15 protein-coding genes and 1 pseudogene are annotated in these 16,671 nt (G+C 66.7%); 10 read left to right on the top strand and 6 right to left on the bottom strand.

Annotated features, from left to right (window positions below):
- The first annotated feature begins 91 nt into the window (after window positions 1-91).
- The 6 genes from ACGFI9_RS02270 (at window position 92) to ACGFI9_RS02245 (ending at window position 8,166) form a co-directional block, all read left to right on the top strand.
- Window positions 92-2,278, top strand: a complete 2,187-nt coding sequence (locus ACGFI9_RS02270) for an EAL domain-containing protein (protein WP_393173968.1) — start codon at window positions 92-94, stop codon at window positions 2,276-2,278.
- Window positions 2,275-2,595 (top strand): hypothetical protein, encoded by a 321-nt coding sequence (locus ACGFI9_RS02265; RefSeq protein ID WP_393173966.1) that lies wholly within the window; start codon window positions 2,275-2,277, stop codon window positions 2,593-2,595. Before ACGFI9_RS02270 ends, ACGFI9_RS02265 begins: the two co-directional genes overlap by 4 nt.
- A 493-nt stretch (window positions 2,596-3,088) precedes the next feature.
- The gene (locus ACGFI9_RS02260) at window positions 3,089-5,725 is read left to right on the top strand and encodes a tetratricopeptide repeat protein (RefSeq protein WP_393173964.1); all 2,637 of its coding nucleotides are present in this window, start codon (window positions 3,089-3,091) and stop codon (window positions 5,723-5,725) included.
- 306 nt (window positions 5,726-6,031) lie between these two features.
- On the top strand, window positions 6,032-6,484 hold the full coding sequence (locus ACGFI9_RS02255) for a hypothetical protein (RefSeq protein ID WP_393173962.1): 453 nt from the start codon (window positions 6,032-6,034) through the stop codon (window positions 6,482-6,484).
- Between the two features lie 57 nt (window positions 6,485-6,541).
- Window positions 6,542-7,108 carry a hypothetical protein gene (locus tag ACGFI9_RS02250; protein WP_393173960.1) on the top strand — a complete coding sequence of 189 codons (567 nt, stop codon included), beginning with the start codon at window positions 6,542-6,544 and terminating at the stop codon, window positions 7,106-7,108.
- Window positions 7,109-7,209: 101 nt separating this feature from the next.
- Window positions 7,210-8,166 (top strand): hypothetical protein, encoded by a 957-nt coding sequence (locus ACGFI9_RS02245; protein ID WP_393173958.1) that lies wholly within the window; start codon window positions 7,210-7,212, stop codon window positions 8,164-8,166.
- Window positions 8,167-8,280: 114 nt separating this feature from the next.
- Here ACGFI9_RS02245 and ACGFI9_RS02240 read toward each other — a convergent pair whose 3' ends face one another.
- Entirely contained in the window at window positions 8,281-8,673 is a 393-nt protein-coding gene (locus ACGFI9_RS02240; protein WP_393173956.1) for a hypothetical protein, read from the bottom strand.
- 424 nt (window positions 8,674-9,097) lie between these two features.
- Here ACGFI9_RS02240 and ACGFI9_RS02235 point away from each other — a divergent pair, with 424 nt between their 5' ends.
- Together ACGFI9_RS02235 and ACGFI9_RS02230 are read left to right on the top strand one after the other, a co-directional pair.
- Window positions 9,098-9,670 (top strand): hypothetical protein, encoded by a 573-nt coding sequence (locus ACGFI9_RS02235; RefSeq protein ID WP_393173954.1) that lies wholly within the window; start codon window positions 9,098-9,100, stop codon window positions 9,668-9,670.
- Complete coding sequence (locus tag ACGFI9_RS02230; protein ID WP_393173952.1) at window positions 9,582-10,637, top strand: hypothetical protein; 1,056 nt, start codon at window positions 9,582-9,584, stop codon at window positions 10,635-10,637. The genes ACGFI9_RS02235 and ACGFI9_RS02230 overlap by 89 nt, the downstream gene beginning before the upstream one ends.
- Window positions 10,638-10,741: 104 nt before the next feature.
- Here the strand turns inward: ACGFI9_RS02230 and ACGFI9_RS02225 are convergent, their stop codons facing one another.
- Together ACGFI9_RS02225 and ACGFI9_RS02220 are read right to left on the bottom strand one after the other, a co-directional pair.
- Entirely contained in the window at window positions 10,742-11,179 is a 438-nt protein-coding gene (locus ACGFI9_RS02225) for a hypothetical protein (RefSeq protein WP_393173950.1), read from the bottom strand.
- Window positions 11,176-11,427 carry a hypothetical protein gene (locus ACGFI9_RS02220; protein WP_393173948.1) on the bottom strand — a complete coding sequence of 84 codons (252 nt, stop codon included), beginning with the start codon at window positions 11,425-11,427 and terminating at the stop codon, window positions 11,176-11,178. The genes ACGFI9_RS02225 and ACGFI9_RS02220 overlap by 4 nt, the downstream gene beginning before the upstream one ends.
- 184 nt (window positions 11,428-11,611) lie before the next feature.
- Here ACGFI9_RS02220 and ACGFI9_RS02215 point away from each other — a divergent pair.
- Window positions 11,612-12,261 (top strand): annotated as a pseudogene (locus tag ACGFI9_RS02215) (DUF6642 family protein); the annotation flags it as partial.
- A 16-nt stretch (window positions 12,262-12,277) separates the two neighbouring features.
- Here the strand turns inward: ACGFI9_RS02215 and ACGFI9_RS02210 are convergent.
- The 3 genes from ACGFI9_RS02210 to ACGFI9_RS02200 form a co-directional block, all read right to left on the bottom strand.
- Window positions 12,278-13,648, bottom strand: a complete 1,371-nt coding sequence (locus tag ACGFI9_RS02210) for a helix-turn-helix domain-containing protein (RefSeq protein ID WP_393173946.1) — start codon at window positions 13,646-13,648, stop codon at window positions 12,278-12,280.
- Window positions 13,649-14,018: 370 nt separating this feature from the next.
- The gene (locus ACGFI9_RS02205) at window positions 14,019-14,843 is read right to left on the bottom strand and encodes a hypothetical protein (RefSeq protein WP_393173944.1); all 825 of its coding nucleotides are present in this window, start codon (window positions 14,841-14,843) and stop codon (window positions 14,019-14,021) included.
- A gap of 101 nt (window positions 14,844-14,944) precedes the next feature.
- Window positions 14,945-15,409 (bottom strand): hypothetical protein, encoded by a 465-nt coding sequence (locus ACGFI9_RS02200; RefSeq protein ID WP_393173942.1) that lies wholly within the window; start codon window positions 15,407-15,409, stop codon window positions 14,945-14,947.
- 475 nt (window positions 15,410-15,884) lie between these two features.
- Here ACGFI9_RS02200 and ACGFI9_RS02195 point away from each other — a divergent pair, with 475 nt between their 5' ends.
- On the top strand, window positions 15,885-16,580 hold the full coding sequence (locus tag ACGFI9_RS02195; RefSeq protein WP_393173940.1) for a hypothetical protein: 696 nt from the start codon (window positions 15,885-15,887) through the stop codon (window positions 16,578-16,580).
- The last annotated feature ends 91 nt before the right edge of the window (window positions 16,581-16,671 follow it).

Genomic DNA, 16,671 nt, shown 5'->3' with positions numbered 1-16,671 from the left:
CAATGGTTGCCCAAGATTCGATAGTGTTACTCAAGGCATTGCCCTGACTCCTGAATGTAGTTTTCGGGGCGGATCGCCTTTGGGGGTTCTGATGGCACCGAGCAGGCGGCGGGCCGTTCTCATCGGGGTCAATCACTGCGGGTACGACGTGCAGTTGCCGGCCCTGCGCTATGCCGAGAGCGATGCGAAGGCGATGCGGAGCGTCCTGCTGGACGAGCGGATCGGCACCTTCGACGACGGTGATGTCGACCTGTACATCGGCCCCCACGCCACCTGGCAGGACATCAAGGCAAGGCTGCGGGAGATCGCCCTCGACTCGCGCCCGTCCGACGTCCTGCTGGTCTACTTCGCCGGGCACGCGCTGGTGCCCGAATGGAGCACCCAGCTCGACGCGTACCTCGTCACCACCGATCTGGAACCGGACAAGCTGCGCCGGGAGCCGGACAACGGGCTGCGGATGGCGTTCCTCAAGCGGGACGTGTTCGAGACGTTCGCCGGCACCTCGTTCCTCATCCTCGACTGCTGCCACGCCGGGATCTACCTCGATGCCAGCCGGCGGTACGCCGAGGCGATGCAGACCTACCGTACCCAGGTCGACCGGCACAGCGCGCTGCTCGCCTGCCCCAACCGCTCGGCCGCCCGGGAGAGTGACGAGCACCAGCACGGGTTGTTGACCTACCACCTGCTGCGTGGGCTGCGCGGACAGGCGAACGACAGCGGCCGGGTGTCCTTCGCGCAGATGGCCGACTATGTGGCCGAGCAGGGGCTCGACCCGCCCCCGGTGCAACTCGTGCAGATGTACGGGCCGACCACCGTCCTCACCCAGCCGCCCGTCTCGCGACACGACCGGCAGGCCCTGAGCGCGCCCGCCAACCCCGGCACCACTCGGCCGTGCAAGAGCCCGCTCGACGACCGCGCCAGCTCGATCATGCAGCTGCTCGGCCGGGTGTTCCGCTCCGAGGCGCATCCGCTGCCGCTGTCCCGCCAGCAGGGCCAGGCCGAGCGCGTGGAAATCATCCGGTACGCCCTGGACGCCGACTCGGTCGCCGTGGTGGAGTTCTCGGGCCGGGGGATCGGCGTGGTCAACTACACGGCCCGGTTCGACAAGGAGGAGCTGTGGCCCCTGCTTGAGCTGAGTGCCGCCGACGCGATGCAGTACCGCACCTCGATGCCCGGGCACATCGTCTCGAACGACGCCGACCGGCGGCTGCTCTGCGTACCCGTGTCGTACGAGGACGACCGGACCCTGGCACTGATCGTGGTGGACCCCGCGCTCGCCCTGCTCGACATGGGCGAGCCGCTGGCCGTCATGCTGCGGACGATCTGGGATTCGAACCCGCTCGACGACCCGACCGAAGCGGAGATGCGGGTGATGACCGCCCTGCGGACCAACTTCGGGCGGTTGCCGCTCAACCTCTACCAGTACGCCTTCAGCCTTTACCAGAAGCTGATCCGCTCCATGACCATGGTGTTCCAGCCGGTGGTGGAGCTCGACCAGCGGGCGGCCGGGGTGAGCGTGCACAGCTACGAAGCCCTGGCCCGCCGGGCGGATCACGAGCTTCGCGCGCCGCTGTTCGCGCTTCAGATGGCGTACGCCTGGGGCGACCGCTTCATCATCGAGCGCGACGCACTCCTGCTCGAAAAGGCGGTCCGGTCGTACGCCGAAGCCGATGCCAAGACGCCCTGGGAGGGCACCAAGCCACTGTCGGTGAACGTCGCGGTCCGCTCGTTGCTCACTGACTCCTACCTCTCCCAGGTGAGCAAGGCCCTCGCCGACGCAGACCTCCATCCGCGCACCCTCACCCTCGAGATCTCCGAACAGGATCCGATCCAGCCCGGGCCGGGCGAACGGTGGCCGCAGGAGCCGCTCGCCTACTTCCACCGGCGGCTCACCGACCTCGCCCGAGAGCTGCGGATCAACTTCGCCGTGGATGACTTCGGGGTCGGCTACGCGTCTCTGGCTCGCATGGCGGAGTTGCCGTTGACCCAGATCAAGGTCGATCGGGCCGTGCTCCATCATCCGCTGGCCCTGGAGGAGCTCGCGCTCGTGGCTCGGGTGGCCCGCCACGCGCTCGACCGCGGGCATGCGCCCCAGGCCCGGGTCGTCACCGTCGAGGGCTACGACGACGAGGCGCCGGTCAGCCTCAAGCAGATCTACGACCTTGGCATCCACCACGTCCAGGGCTACTTCTGCGGGGAGGTGGCGACCACGTCGCTGCGCCCGCTGAACCAGCCGGTGCGGGACCGCATTGCCGCGAGAGTGAGAGGTGAGGAATGACGAGCGTCAAACTCCTGCTGCCGGCGGACGTCTTCGAGGAACTGGATCTGCCGTACGAGGGCGTCCGTGACGTCTCAGCCATCACCGTCGCGGTCGACGCGGTGAGCGTCATGGCCAACCTCGCCACGCTGGCCACCCTGCAACCGCAGCTGGGTGCGCTGGTCGCGGCGATCCGCAACTGGCGGCTGCGCGACCCACGGCCATCGGTGACGCTGACGGTAAAGGGGCCCGGCATCGACCTGAAGGTGGACCTGGCCCGCAACGTCAGTAAGGCCCAGCTTCTCGCTCAGCTCCGCCCGCTCCTCGAGGACGAGTGATCGTCGGACACAACATCCGACAATCCTCGGGATGGTTCGGCGTCGATGTCCTCGGTAGGGGTGAGTGCCTCCGTTCTCGTCGACCGGCTCGCCAACAACCGTAAGGCCAACAGCGTCGAGCAGTTGGTGCGGTCTGCCCGGTGGGCGCCGCTTGCGCAGCACCTTGGATTCCGACTGAATACCGGAATGGGCGTGGCCCGCATATTCCGGCCATGAGACGGCCGGAGTCTGCCATTCCGGGGTAGGGCAAGTGGACGTCGCTGCGCGGGGAGGGCAGAACAGAGCACCTCCCCAGGAGGTCAGTCGCGTCTGGCGGGGCACGTTTCTATCGATGCTCTCCTCTGGCCGGCCAGCCTTCGCCGGTCGACCGGAGCCGGATGTGGCCGTTTCGTCGGGTCGGTTGGGGAAAACGGATGCTGATGGGCCACTGCGCGCACCTATTGCCGTTCGCGGCCTTGCCCCCGCGTCACCTCAGCCCATAGAACGTCTTTGTATGAGGGTTCCTCCCCCTGTTGATGCAAACGGTGACTGGTCGCCGCACGCCGGTGAACTTTTCACGGATCGCGAGATCGAGTCGCAGGCGTTCAAATCAGCGTTGGCGAGTTTCCGGCGGCTGATCGACCAGGACGACGAGGTCGGCACCGAACGGCGCAATATCGTCACCTTCCATGGGCTGGGTGGCATAGGTAAGACAGCACTGTCGGAGCGGCTGGAGGCGTGGGTCAAGCACGATCTGCCGCTCGTCAACGGCTGGGGACCGTCGCCGGCCACGAAGGTCGACGCGAGCGTTCGAATGGATCTGCACGGCTCTGCCGGACGGATCGACATGACGGCGGTGTTGCTCGCGCTGCGCACCGGCGTCGCCGGCATTCGCCGCCGGTGGCCGCTCTTCGATCTCGCGTTCGCGGCCTACTGGTCCGCTGTGCGCCCCGGTGAGCCGCTGCCGAACATGCACAGCCGCAGCGAGTACGCCGACGTCGTCGCCGACACGACCGGTGAGGTCCTCAAGGATCTCGGATCCGTGGCCGATTACGTCGTCGGCACTCCTGTCGGCTTCGGCGTGTGGGGTATCCGCAAGATCATCGGCGTCCTGCGCAGGCGACGCGACGTACGGCTCGGCGTGGACTCGTTCGCTGGCTTCGAGAGCTTTCTTCTGCGCTGCGCAGACGAACCGAGCCCCACGGAATCGCGGCCCGAACTCGCCTGCGAAATCGCAGCGACGCTGTCCTGGGAACTGGCGACGATGACGCCGTCCCCGCTCGTGGCGGTCTTCATCGACACCGCCGAGCGCCTCGCCCTCGACCCGAGAAGAATATCCGAAGGACACCTGAATAGGCTGATCCATGACATGCCCAATGTCCTGTTCGTGCTGACCGGGCGGGCCATGCTCGACTGGTACCGCGAAAACCGGGTCGACCTGCCCTATCGCGGCCGGTGGATCTGGCCCGGTTTGGTGCCAGATGCGCAGGACGCGCCGCGACAGTATCTTGTCGGTAATCTCTCACCGTCCGACACCCGGGAGCTGATCCAGCGGGGGCGCCGTCAGCTCGACCTGCCCATGAGCGACGAGGTAGCGGAGGAACTTGCCCGGTCGTCGGCCGGGCTGCCGCAGTACCTCGAACTCGCCCGCCAGGTGGCGATCTCGATCAAGACCGCCGGCCAGGGCCGCTTGGTCCAGGTCACCGACGTGACCGGAGGGCTCGGCTCGTTGGTGATGCGCGTCCTGGACGGTATCCCGGCCGACGAGCAGCGGGCGATCCGCGCGGCCTGTCTGTTCCGCGTCTTCGACACGGCTCTCATCGCCGCGGCCGCCGATGTCGACCACGGGTGCGCCGAGCGGGCGGTCGCTCGTCCCATGATCGATCGGCACGAGGGCGAACGCTTCCCATACCGTATGCACGACGCCGTGCGGGAAGCCATCCGTCGCACCGATCACCAGGTCGCCGGCGGTTGGTCCGAGCGCGACTGGGAGCTGGCCGCCAGCCGTGCCGCCGTGGCGGTACGGCAAATGCACGACGACGCCAAGCAGCGCGAGGACAACAGTGAAGTACTGGATGCCATCGGCATCGCCATTGGGCTCGTGTGCGAGCAGAACACCACGTTGGAGCCCTCGCCGAGCGCCTCCTACGCGGATTGGCTGTCGCGGGCCATAGTGTTCAGCCCTTCCGTGCAGGGCCTACGCTCCCGGGTGCCGGCGGTGAGCAGAACCGCGTACGGCCAGCACGTGCTGAACTTCATCGCCGCCAAATCCCTGGAGACGCCCGGCGAGGAACGCCTACGGCTTCTGCGCGAGATCTCCGGCGCGGAGCACCCGTTGCGTCGAGTCGCCCGCCGGCATCTCGGCTACACCCTCAGGGCGCAGCACCGCTGGGACGAGGCGCTGGCAATCTTCGACGAGCTTGCGGCGCAGGCACCTACGCCGTTGCACCTCGGGCAGCGGCCGCAGATTTTGAGCACGGCGCGCCGGTTCATGGATGCCCGAGAGGCCGCCGAGGGCCTTCCCGTCCAGGCACTGATCACTCGCGCCCAGGAGTACGCGCACGGCCGCCCGGAGCGGTACTTCGCTGAGATTGAAGCGAAGCTCGCGGCGCTGCGGGGCGCCGGACGCCAGCGGGAGTACCTCGAGGAGGTCGGGGTCTACCTCCAACGTCGGGCCTTCCTGCATGACGACCTCGGCATCGACGAGATCAACAACCTCCGCGATCACGCCGAGCTGGCCGGCCATACCGTCGCTACCCGCTGCGCTCTGCTGGCCACAGTTCTCGTGCACCGATCGGATCCCGCAGAGGTTTCATTCGTGCTCGACCGGCTCAAGAGCCTGGACCTGGTGTCCGGACCCGCCGGCGAGATCGGGTTCCGGTACGCGTTTGCCGAGTTCTGCGACGCCCGACTCGCCGGCGACTGGGAAAGGCTGGCGGTGCTGCAGCAAGAGGTCGACCGGATACAGGTTCGCACCCGCCCGTGGGTTGCGGTCGAATGCTTCCTTGAGTCAGTAGGCCTGCCGGTCCGGCCGGCGCCGACGCAATGGATCGAGCCGTACAACGTCGTTCGGAGGCGCTGGGCGGCCCATTTGCGCTCCTACCTCACGCGCTACGGCGTCGACGATTGCGGGCAACCGGCCGACTCATAACCGCGGCTGGCCCGGACCTGTGCAACGTGGCCGGTAGCCGGCCGAAGATCCGCCGCCGATCATGTGCTTATCGCTAAATGGACGGGGGCGTCGCGCACCGGTCATCCGTCACCGCGCGGCTCCATCGCAATTGTCCGGGATCCGACAGAAAGAATGATCGACGGATATGGCTGTTCCGTTCGTTGGTCAAGGCCATCCGATAAGCCGATTAAGCAGACCTGGCCATTTGTAGGTCGGCTTGGTTAGATGGGCTTCACTGGCATCCGGCACCGGGCAGGGACCCGTTATCCTCAACCGGGAGATGACATGGGTTTGATGGATCATCGGAAGACGTGGCAATTTGAGTTGAAGGCAGCGCCGGACAGATGCCTGACGGCCTTCGACGTGGCGCTCAATGGCCGGAGCGCGTTCAGCATGCGCAAGGCCAGGTGGGACGTCAGGCGGACGACGTCTGGTGCCGGCTTGCCGGCTGCGGTGGGGACGTACGCTGGTCGGGATGGTGCGGCCGCGCTCTTGATGACGTTCGCAGGGCGAAGCATCGCCGAGGATGACCAGGCCGCCATAGGCTCCGAAATTAGCTTCGAGGTCCGAGCACATGACCGGAGTACCGGTCGAACAAAATGCGCGATGTGGCTGAGCCGCAGAGGCGTCCGTATGGTGGACTTCACCGCGCAGGCAGGCTTCCTTCGTGCCTCCATGAAGGACGTAGCCAGCAAGCTCGCCGAGCTCGACTCGAGCGTGACGGTTACGAAGATCTGAGCGTCGGTGGGCGACGCTGGCGGATAGATCTACAAGATCTGCTCGTGAGGAGCACACGTGTCAGTCTTCAGCCGTAAAACCAGAGTCACCGCTTTCTGGCAGGAGCCCCCGTTTCGATCGAACGATCTTGGCCAGCTCTATCAGTACGCCCTGAGTTGCGCAGGCCGGGAGGACGGGGTGGGCATGATGAGGAGCGGTTGGGCAATCTACCGACAGGCCGGCTTGCACTCCCACCAGGCTGCGGAATTCCTCCGGGACGGTTATCGGTCCTGGTCGCAGAGTCCCGACTGCCAGCCGAGCCTGGCAATAGAATTTCTGACCGAGCTCTTTGAACGACTCAACAGGAAGAGCCCGGCCCTACCACCCAACATCTACGCGGTGCCACGAGAGTTGATCGACCCGATTGCATGCCACTACGGCATGCGCTGCTGGGCTGGAAACGAACTCCTGGAAGCCGCAGATCGCGCGGCCCGCCCCGACGTGCGCGAGCGATACGAGCAGACCGTCTTCGAGGCGATCGTCCGCAGCCATGCGGACTTCGTACCACCACGCTCCAAAGTATGGGCTCGCGCCTACGCACGCGACCATGGCGAGCCCGAGCCTTGGCCTGGCCCAGGCGTCTGAAGCACAACTCGGCTGCCGAATCTACGCGCAGCAGCAGCGGGACAACTCCGTAGCGTCAGAGTGACCGAGTCGCCGTACCGAGCGGTCGTGATTGGACTGGCATGGACAAGAGAAGTTGGCTGCGCGGCGCCGACGGGGCGGTCGCCAAAGCGTCCGAAAGTACCGCAGCGTGGGCGCGGGACATGAGCGGAGCAGCTCGGGCAGCGGCGGCTTCTGCCACGGAACGCATCGCCGGCATGGACGGGCCGGCACTTCCCTTGGCGGAGGCCTGGAGCATCGGTCTGGGACGGATTTTGAGCGAACAGGCGACCCTGCCCGGCATGCTCCGCAGCGCCGTCCTCAATCTCGACCGCCTCGGCCGCTTGCAGATTTCTTCCGATTCGATCAGCTTCGACGGAACCGATGTGCCCTGGACGAAGGTCGAAGAGATCAAGTTCGGCAGCGCCTCGGCGTTGCTCGTGTCCCACGCCATCGAGCACGAGATCGAGCGCCTGACGGACCGGCTGCCACCCGTGCCAGGCAGAAGTTGGCTGGTGCGGCAGGCGGTTGAGGTGCTGGTAGCACTGTGCCATGCTGTCGGCACCGTCGGTGAGGACAGCGCGAAGCGCCGCGGAGCCGACGGGGTCGAGGTGCCGCTCGGCGTCCCGATGGAGGTCGTTTACCGCAGGCTTGGACGTCGGAAGAAGCTGACCCCGGGGGCCTTTGTAACCCTGGTCGCGGCGCTGGTCCCGAACACGCCCGAGACAATCGCGGCGCTGGCCCGCCAGCATCATGTCAAGATCACGACGGTCGCCTCGTCGCGGTATGAGAAGCACGCGGTCGCGATGGTCAACTTCGCCGCCGCACTGTCTGACCGACTTCGGCGTGAGGGCGAACCCGGCCCATCCGATATCGGTGTTGCCGACGACTCCGAACTCCTAGAGGTCGGCGAGGCGAATGAGGACGACAGCGCGCCGGGCGCCGATCGGCCAGATGCGCTGCCGAGGGGACGGATGGCGGAACAGGCAGGTGCGCCGGCGCTGGAACGAGATCCAGACGATGCACAAGCTTCTTCGTAGGCCCTATCCGGCAACCGTCAGAGCGGGCTCGGACAGCGTCATGCCTCGTGGGCGGCGAACGGGCGCCGGCCGCCGCCCATCGGCGGTGGCCGGCGCGGATCTGTGATGACGGGTTCAGTACCTGTCGGCACCCGTGAGGACACGTTCAAGGTTGTCCGCGGTTGAGGTCACGAGCGCCAGTGGCCTCTCGAACTCGTTGATGTTCAGATTGAGCAGGGGCACCGCGTGGCGGAATGTCAGAAGGTCGCCCACGACCGCCATTCCACCGCAGACCGTGTTGCCGACCTCCTCCAACGCGCGGGCCAGATTCACCGAGCCCAACTCGCCGAAGGACGACTCGATCTGAACCCATTCCTCCTCCCCATCGGCGAGGGTCAGGTGCCAGAGCAGCACCGCCTGCGAGCGCAGGTTTCCGGTCTCGAACACGAGCTTTATCAGATTCGGTCGTTCCTCCGCGATCCTGTAGTTCGATCGAACGTAGGACATAAGATCCGCCCAGGTCGCCATGTGATTCTCCTTTTCCGTTCGCGCAGAAAATGGCACCGATGCTCGGACAGGGACAGAAGTGGGAACCGCATCCGCAAGGCGGATAGAAAACAGTTCACCCGGCTTAGGGAAGAACCGCAAGGCCCTCACTCATCCGGTGTACAAGATCTGTCAGTTTCTGCGTCTCGGCCCGCCACCGACTCAGTGAGGAGCCCTTGGGAAAATTGCCCAGAGGTCCTCTTGACGTCTCCTCGACGGGTCATTCGGCGTCCGCCTATCTTCGGCTGATCCGACCAGACGGAGGAGGGCAGCCCCGGTCCGTGTGGTGCCGGACCCCGCTTGACCGTCGGAAACCTGCGGGCCGGTGCTGCCTCTATGGTGCCGCGACCGACATGTTGAGAGAAGGAACGCCAACTGCTGATTGATCAGCTGTCCTCAGGCCAATGTGGATCGCCACGACCGCGATATGGAGATCAGGGGCGAGGATTTCATGGTCTGCTACGCGAGGGCCACGCTGCCGCGTTGGCGCGGACGCGAGGAAACCGATCTCGGCGCTGTGGCCACCGACATCGGCAACTGGGCCGCCTCGACCGCCGTGCGCGATCTCGTGGACTGTTTCGAGGCGAAGTGGCTGGCTGGCGACATCCTCGAACTCCTCGTGGGTTTGGAGGAGATCTCCGCCCAGGGCCCGACAGGCTGCCGCCGCATCTGGCGAGACCGGTGGCCAGCGGCGCGCACGACTTGTCACCCGGTCGTCTGGACGTACTCCGCGTCGCATCACCTGGTCGACCAGGGCCACAACGCCGGCATCCTGTCCAATATCACCTATCCGCCTGCCAAGGAGGTCGTGCAGGGGCACGGCACCGCGCCGGAGATCGGGGGAGAAGTGTGGGGAAGCGCGATCGCCTGTTTGGCGGCACACTCGACGGGTGGGATTGTTCGAGATGACCGCAGGCGGGGAACTGGTTCCGGTGCCGTCCTCCACGTTCGCCGCCGAGCAGATCCTCGAGCGGGCTGACCTTCAACGCGCGCTCCGTGAGCACATCGCCGCCCTCGGGGAAGATCTACTCGTCGTCGCAGAGGAGTTCGGTGATTTTGAAGTACGTCGCCGTATCGACCTGCTCTGCATCGACCGCGCCGGTCGGTTGGTGGTCGTGGAGCTCAAGCGCACCGAGGACGGTGGCCATATTGAGCTGCAGGCGCTTCGTTATGCCGCGATGGTCTCGGCGATGACGTTCGAGCAACTCGTGGACACGTACGAACGGCATCTCACGCAGACCGACCCAGAGAACGCGGACAGCGCGCGGGAGCGTGTCGCTGAGTGGCTCGACGAGGCGGGCGGAGACGCCGCGGTCATCCAGCGTCAGGTGAGGATCATCTTGGCCTCCGCCGGCTTCGATCCCCAGATCACCACGACCGTGCTCTGGCTGAACGACATCTACGGCCTGGACATCACTTGTGTTCGGCTGACTCCCTATCGCATCGGCGAGAAGAGGCTTCTCGACGTGCAGCAGGTCATTCCGTTGCCCGAGGCAGCGGAACTGACGGTGCAGTTGCGCCGCCGAGAGACCGCCGCACGGGCTGCACAGGCGAGCAGCGGTCGTGACCTGACCCGGTACGTGATCGCCACTCCGTCGGGGACGACGGATCCGCTGCCCAAGCGCAGAGCGATGCTGGCGCTCGTCACCGCGCTGCACAAAGCGGGCGTCGACGTCGCCGAGATGACGAAGGTACTTCCCAGGTGGCCGCGGCTTCTGCCAGTGGACGGCACGCTTACCGGCGATGCGCACGAGCAAGCATTCGCCCGTACCTACCCCAAATACGCCCATCAGCTTGAGCGATGGTTCTTCGAGAGCCCCTTCCACCGCGACGGCAGGACGTGGGTGTTGTCGAAGATGTGGGGCGCTGACACGGCGGAGGGCCTTGACGCCCTGCTCGCCCTCGCGCAGTTCCCCGGATATGACTACGAGCCGGTTGCCGCGTGACCGCTGCCGGGCGCGCCGTCACGTGGGGAGTCCTTGCCAGAGGTCAGTCGTCATCCGCTCTCGCAAGACACTTGCCGTGCTCCCAGACGGCCCGCTCCACGACGTCAGCCTCCATACCGGCGCCCACTTGCTCGCCATCTCCTGTGCCCAGGCGAGATATTCGCCGTACTGATCGGCAGAACGCGGAGCGCCTCACCGAGGTGCCACTCAGTGCGGCCGTTGTTGAGGTCGAACACCTTGCGCAGGCGTGCCGGCCCTCGCCCGCTGGGCAGTCCGCTGCCCCACACGTATGCACCGATCAGAATGTCGATGGCCGTGCGGCCGGTGTCAGCGTCGGCGCCTGCACGCAACAGGTCTCCTCGCGTTATCCGGGGCCACCGTCCGGCGCGGGGAAGGCCATCGAGCCACGGCGGCAGGTCGATCGAGTCCGGCAACCGCCGTCGCCAGGCCGCCGGATTGAACCGGAACCCGTGACCGAGGATGTAGGTATCGCGCGGCGGAGGTGTCTCCCCATACGGTGGGTACCCGGCTGCCCTCGTCACCAGGACGCCCTCTCCAGTGGGACGAACCTGACGGCTCCGTGGGCGAGATCGGGATGAGCTGTGAAGCCGGCGTCACCCCACGATCGGCTGTGCGGGTGGGATCGATCGCCGTTGGCCCACCACGCCTCGTAGCGATACGCCGACGGCGGCAGCCCACCCGGCACCAGCTCCGAGAGTTCTTCGAGCGTATACCTGATCTCGCCCTTCCGCCGGCGGAGGTGATCACGTAGGGCGTCGTACTTGGACACATCGTCCTCCATCGACTGATCAACAGATCCTTGCTCCGCAGAAGAGAGCTGGAGCGTATTGCTAGCAGATGGTTCAGGCTTCGTCCGATCGGCTAGACCAGCGCCACGGCCAGTGCCAAAGGATGGAATCGTCAGCGGTGTGCGAACGTTGATCGGCTTCGCTATGGTCACCGCCTGGGACCAGATGAGGGGAGCTGACGTGGCGAAGCCGGGGGGTGTCTTCTGTTTCGAGGGCCAGTGGGCCGACGACCTCGCGGAGCGGGGCTCGGTGCTGCCGACCCTCGAACTGCTTGACCGACTGGGCAGCATCCGGTTCATCCACCGCGACACGGCCACTCCTCAGGAACTGCGCTACTTCCTGGAGCGCTGGCTGTCCCGCAAGTACTCCGCCTACCAGGTCGGCTTCTTCGCGCTACACGGGGCGCCCACACGTTTGCAGCTCTCCGACTCGCACACCGTCGGGCTTTCCGAAATGGCCAGCTGGGTGTCGGGCCAGTGTGAGGGCAAGCGTCTCTACTTCGGCAGCTGCTCGGCCCTACGGGCATCCGACACAACGCTCGGGGAGTTCCTCCGTGAGACCAAAGCGGCGATGTTGTGCGGCTTTACGAAGGACATCGATTGGATCGAGTCTGCGGCATTCGAAACGGTGGTCCTCAACAACATGGTCAACGGTGGCAGAGTCGACAGCGTTGAGCGGCTCGTCAAGTCCTCGCGATGGGCGCCGTTGGCGCAACATCTCGGGTTCCGTATCGTCTACCAGAACGGCCGGTCAACATAGCGCCACCGCTGCGGCGATCTGGAATGGCGGGCCACGTCCTGCCGCAACGTCCGCCCGGCCCGCAGCGGAGGATCAAGGGCATACGCCGATGCGGGTGGCGAAGCTGCGTAGCCCAGGCAGCGTCTGGCGACGGTCCGCGTCGAGCAGCGCTACGCTGAGCTGCTGCGCCCACGGCCGATACCGGACCTCCTGCGGCGCGGTGCGCTCGGCGGCCTGCAGCGCTCGGAACGACTCCGCGTACGCGCCGCGGCCGTGCAGCGCGAGAGCGTAGTCCTCCCAGTAGCGGGCGCGGCGCTCGACGCTCCCCAATTGGTCGGGTCGCAGGGCACGGGCGTACTGCACCGCCGCCCCAAAGTCGCCGAGCACTCGAGCGACGCTGACGCGGTAGAGCGCGACATCGACGCTGGCAAACCCGTCGCCGGCGCTACTACGACGCCCCGCCTCGCCGGCCTCGTGGAGCAACTCCAACGCGGTGTCCCGGCGGTCCGCGAGCGCCTCCGTGTACGCGGCCGTCGCCAAGAGCCGTCCGTAGGTGGCGACCTGTGGGCCCGATGTGAGGCCGGTCGATTCGTCGAGGGCCTGCGCGGCGCCGATCAGCGTCTGCTGGGCGCGTTCGACGTGCCGGGTGCGCCGCAGCACGATTGCCGACATGCGCGCGGATTCGGCACGTAGCAAGGGATCGTCCGCGTCGCGGGCTGCCTGCGTGGCGCGGTCCATCGCCGACCACGCCATTCCGTCCTCATGCAGTTTCAGCAGCACCTCGATGGTCAGGTGATACGTCCGGGTCAGCGTGGCAGCTGCCATCGCTCGTTCGTTGCCGGCCGCCGCGGCATGGCCGGCCGTTGCCGTGGCGACCAACTGTGGCAGCCGGGCAGACAGCCCGGCGTATCGGCATGCGCGGAAATCGGACCAGGCGCTGGCGAGCGCGGTCCTTAGGCGGGATGGGTCGACGGGGCCGGCTGGCGTCGGGCAACCATCGAGGAGGACGTCTTCGAGGCTGGTGACGACGCGACGCGGAGGCGTGGCCCGCGCAGGCGGGCTTCCGGCGAGCGCCGAGCCGACCAGGCCGGCCAGCCCGCCGAGTACGTCACGCCGTCGCACCGGATCGTCCCCACCCTCGCGCCGTGTTGCTTCACCGCGCACCCTATCGATCGGCGGGCCCGATTGGTGGTATGCCGGGCCGTCAATTTCCATGAGCCCGAAAAGGTCGGGTGGGATGTCGAAGATCGCCGACAGCCGTCGCAGGACGGTGACATCCGTCAGCCGTTGCCGGCCCCGCTCGATCCGGGACAAAGTCGCCGCCGAGTAGCCGCACCGCTGGCCGGCCTCGATCAGGGTCAGCCGCGCCGCCGTCCGTGCGACACGCAGGAGTGTGCCGAAATCGCCGATGGCAGCCGCCTGCCTGGCCTCCGGCAACTCAGACCACCGGCGCTCGACGCCCATGGCAGCCTCCCCGCAGCACCCTCACTCTCAATCTGCGCCGTGAATCTCGTGTCACGCAAACTTCTTTCATCCGGCGCATCGGCGCGAGCCGTGAGCGGCCCTCGCTTGCTGTCCTGAATCCGAGGCAGGAGGAACGGGGAGGCGTTCATGGGCCGGGTGGGGAAGGTGAGCAGCACCCGACGACCGGAAGCGATCATCAGCCGCGTTTGTGCTGTCGGTGCGGTCGCTGTTATCGCAATGGTCGTGATAGCGCTGGTTGGCGGGGAGGCGGCGGCAACCGCAGCCGTTGCCGGCGTCGGAGGAATCGTCGGCGCGCTCGTCAGGCTGGCCAACCGATACCTCTGCCTAGTGGACCGGCATCGGTGAGGAATTACCGCAGCCGTCGGGAAATCAGGCTGCGGGTGGCCGGGCTGAGCTGAGCGCCGATGAAGTCGTTCAGCTTCTCCGGGTCCGGCGCGAACCGCTGCGCCTCCTCGAGTTCCTCCCAGGTGTCGTAGTCGCATGGATTGCCCGCCGTCACGACCCCGATGCCGTGCATGCGGGCCGCCGTCGCGACCTCGTCGACATCGTGTTTCAGCGCGGCCGCCTTGTCTGGAGGGATGTAGAACAGGACGTACGAGCGGGTGGCCGCCCGGCGATGCGCCAGCGCCTCGTAGACCGCCTGCACGTTGACGGCGCTTGGGGACTTGATCTCAAAAGTGTTCACGTCGAGGTGTTTTCCCGGCACGTACTCGAACGTCCGCACCTCGACCGTGGTGATGTCCGACCGCGTCCAGATGCCGTCCGGTCGGCTGCCGCCGAGCGCCGTGATCTCCACCGCGAGCAGGTCCTGGCGGTGCTCCTGCGCCCAGTCACGCTCGATCACCGCCCGCATCGGCTCGTACAGGCTCAGTTCGTTGGTGATGGCCGCCTCGATCGTCTCGGTGTCCGGCGCCCCATGCTGGACGACCACGGCGAGCCGGTCAGCGTCGGCCGACTGCTCTGGTTGGGCCCGGCGGACCACACCGCCTCGCCCTCGGCCCCGGGCGACCAGGCCCCGGTCGACGAGCCCGTCGCGTGCCACGAAGTAACGGTTCCGGTTCCACTTCAGATACTGACGGAGGGACGGGTTGCTGACCGCCGACCCGTCCGTGGGTAACGCGTTGAACAGGGCGCACTCGTCGTCGGGGAGCGACGACAGGTCCGGGGCCGTCATCCCTCGACGGTATCGACGCCGTCCCATGGCTGGCAATGGGACCGCGAAGCGCTGAGTAGGGTGTTTGCGCAGATTACTGGATGTCGATCGGCGGAGGCGGTCTACTCGGTGGCCGCCGCGGAGTACCTGTCCACCTGCTTGCCGAGGAGGTCAGCCACCACGTCGGCGTCGGCGCTCACGACGCCGGCTGTGCCGGTGGAGACGAGAGTAGGTCCGACGAGGGCGAAGCCTTGCAGCGCGGTAGCGCCCTGCAGTGCGATGCGTACGCCGAGGCTCCTGTCGCCGATCTCGGGAAGGTTCATCAGGGCATACGTGACCTTCTGGCCATCGGACGTGTCCTTGCGACAGGTCTCCAGCGTCTTCGCCATCTTGTCGAACGACGCCTTGGCCTGCTCGGGGCTCGCGTACTGCCGCAGGCTGACCAGGATCAGCTGGGCGCTCAGTCCGCCGCCCTTCTGGTATGACTTGGACACTCTGATCTTGGCGGTGTAGGGCTGCCGGTAGTTGCAGAACGTCTTGTCGGTCTCGGAGTTGTCGGACTCGTCCTCGCTGTATCCGGTCGGCATGGCGTTGAGTGGCAGCAGGGCCTTCGCCAGACCGGCCCTGTCCAGAACCCGGTATGCCGGGGCAGTTGGTGACGCGGCCGGGGCGGGCGCGGTGCTTGGTGCTGGTGCCCCCGATCCGGCGGGCTGCGCCGGTGGCGATTCGGCGCCGCAGCCAGTGAGGGCAAGGAGGACGGTGATGGCAGCAGCCGCAGGACCGACTGTCAGAGCGCGAGGCATGAGCGTCCTTGCCTGGTGGGTCGACGAGAGCAGGAGGCCGGGCACAGTCGGAAGTGAGCCGGGCTCGGATCTCTCTCACCATAGGGCCGCCGACCGACAGTCTTCGGGCTTGCCCGGCAAATTCCGGCCGAGTGGGCAGCGCCAACCCCGATGACGACGAGTCCAACTGCCCGGTTGTCGTACCTGTGCGCTTCATTTGGACGTGAGCTAGTCGGTCCGTCCGTGGAGACGGATGACCCAGAGGGCAGAAGGAGGAAATGTGATCAGAGTGGACTGTGCGGTGGCCGACGCTGAGCGACTGGCCGGATATGCGGATGAGGTGCTGGGCCCTCCCACCACCTGGCGGCCGGCGCCGCCGGGCTACCCCGACAGCCTGGCGTTGTGCGTCATCGACGCCATCTGGTCCATCGGCGTTCGGTATGCGGGTGTCGAGAACGTCGTCGAACGCTATCGGACCTCTCGCCAGAGGGCGGGAGGTGATCCTGATCGGGACGGCCTCCCAGAGTTGCTGGAGCACTTCGAGCGGATCGGTGGGCCCGAGACGTTCGCGGCAGAGGTGAACAACCGGCAGAGGGTGTCGACGCATTCCGGCGCGGTGCTGAAGGCCGAGGCGGTGTACCAGGCGGCCCTGGGGCTGACAGAGGCGCAGGTGGGGACGTGCGAGGAATTGCGGGTCGCGGCGACCGGACCGCATCAGGCGCAGGTGAAGAACGCCTGGGTGGATGTGCCGGGCCAGGGCTCGGGCATCTCCTGGCGTTACCTGCTCATGCTGGTCGGCCTGCCTGGCGTCAAGCCGGACCGGTGGATCTGCCGATTCGTCGCGCGTGCGCTGGGGCGGGCGACGATCGTTCCGGACACTGCCGCGTGCCTGGTCGTGGAGAGCTCCAACCTGATGGGAGTGTCGCCAACGTCGCTGGATCACGAAATCTGGCGCTACGAACGCGGCATCCGCTGAGGGGCGCCGTCGAGGCGCGCCCTGGACTCGAACGAGTACCCTGCTCGTCATCGCGGTGAGGGTGCCGCCGACGCCGGTCGTACGATGTCGT

The organism is Micromonospora sp. NPDC048930, from assembly GCF_043197935.1.
GTDB lineage: Bacteria > Actinomycetota > Actinomycetes > Mycobacteriales > Micromonosporaceae > Micromonospora.
Note: the sequence above shows the minus strand (reverse complement) of the source record. Positions and strands in the feature narration are given on the sequence as shown.